At 74.4% G+C, this 1,343-nt stretch carries 1 protein-coding gene and 1 pseudogene; one reads left to right on the top strand and one right to left on the bottom strand.

Annotation, left to right across the window (positions count from 1 at the left end):
* Nucleotides 1-390: pseudogene (locus tag R6V09_RS53295) on the top strand (hypothetical protein); the annotation flags it as partial.
* Nucleotides 391-513: 123 nt separating this feature from the next.
* Here the strand turns inward: R6V09_RS53295 and R6V09_RS53290 are convergent.
* Nucleotides 514-1,343, bottom strand: an 830-nt coding sequence (locus R6V09_RS53290) for a lactonase family protein (RefSeq protein ID WP_317888578.1), incomplete at its 5' end; no start/stop codon positions are given.

Here is a 1,343-nt window from a genome sequence, read left to right as displayed (position 1 = left end):
CGGCTGTTCACCGTGGCGACCGCCGCGGACGGCATCATCCTCGCCTCCGTGGGCGGCGAGGAGGCCGTGCAGGCGGCCGGTATCACCGGCATGCTGCTCGCCGCGCGCCTCGCCGTGCCGGTGATGGCGGCGGCGCTGGACCAGGAAGGTTCGATCGCGGCCATCGCGGAGCAGCTGCGCGGGTCCGGCTCGCAGCAGCTCGCGCTCGCGCCCTACCTGATCGGCCCCGAGATCGACCCGGGTCTGCTCCAGGCGGCGGCTGCCGAGGCGGGCTGTTCGGCCGCCGAGCCGCTCGGCCCGTACCCGGCGATCGGCAAGCTCGCGCTCGCCAAGTACACGACGGCGCTGGGTATCGCCCCGCCGCAGCAGCAGGGCGCACCGGTTCGCTGATCCGATCCGGTCCGACCTGGCCAGGCCAGGCCTGGCACGTGTAACGCCGTAGCGCCGAAAGGGCCCCTCCTCACGCAGGAGCGGGCCCTTCGGCATGCGTGGCCGTCCGCACACGCGTCGGACTCAGCCGAACACCACACAGGATGCGGCGGTCACGTCGATCGATCCGCCGGGGCGCGGGATGCCGGTGGCGGGGTCGACGGCGAACCAGGTCACGTGTCCGGACCGCTCGTTGGCCACGTACAGGTGGCCGTCGGACTCGGCGAGGGCGCGCGGCCAGTGGCCCCCGCAGGGCACCGTCCCGACCAGGCTCAGCCCCTCCCCTTCGACGGCGAGCACGGACAGCACGTCCTCGCCGCGGGTCGCCGTCCAGACGAAGCGGCCGTCCGGCGAGGTCACGATGCCGGAGGGGTAGGCGGCGTCGCCTGCCGGGGCGCCCGGCAGCACCGGGGTCTCGGCCAGCGGTTTCAGTGCGCCGCTCCCGGCGTCCCAGCGGCAGACGGTGATCGTCGGGGTGAGTTCGTTGAGGACGTAGGCGCGGTCGCCGTCGGGGTGGAAGGCGAGGTGGCGGGGGCCCGAGCCGGGCCTGAGGGCGATCTCGCGGTGCAGTGCGGGGCGTCCGTCGTCGAGCGTGCACACCAGCACGGAGTCGGTGCCGAGGTCGATTCCGACGGCCCAACGGCCACTGGGGTCGGGCTGGATCTGGTGGGCGTGCGGACCCTGCTGGCGTAGTTCGTGCGGGCCCGAGCCGGTGTGCCGGAGTTGCCCGGAAGGGCGGTCCGCCAGTGTGCCGTCGGGGCGGACCGGCACGGCGGTGACACTGCCGGAGCCGTAGTCGGCGGTCAGGACGTGCCCCGCGTACAGGCTCAGGTGGGTCGGTCCCACGCCGCCGAGGCGCACCGGCGGACCGAGCGGTTCGGGCTTGTCGCCGTTGAAGCGGTACGCGGCCACCG

Origin of the sequence: Streptomyces sp. W16, from assembly GCF_033194735.1 — a bacterium.
Lineage (GTDB): Bacteria > Actinomycetota > Actinomycetes > Streptomycetales > Streptomycetaceae > Streptomyces.
This window is presented reverse-complemented; position numbering and strand designations above follow the sequence as displayed.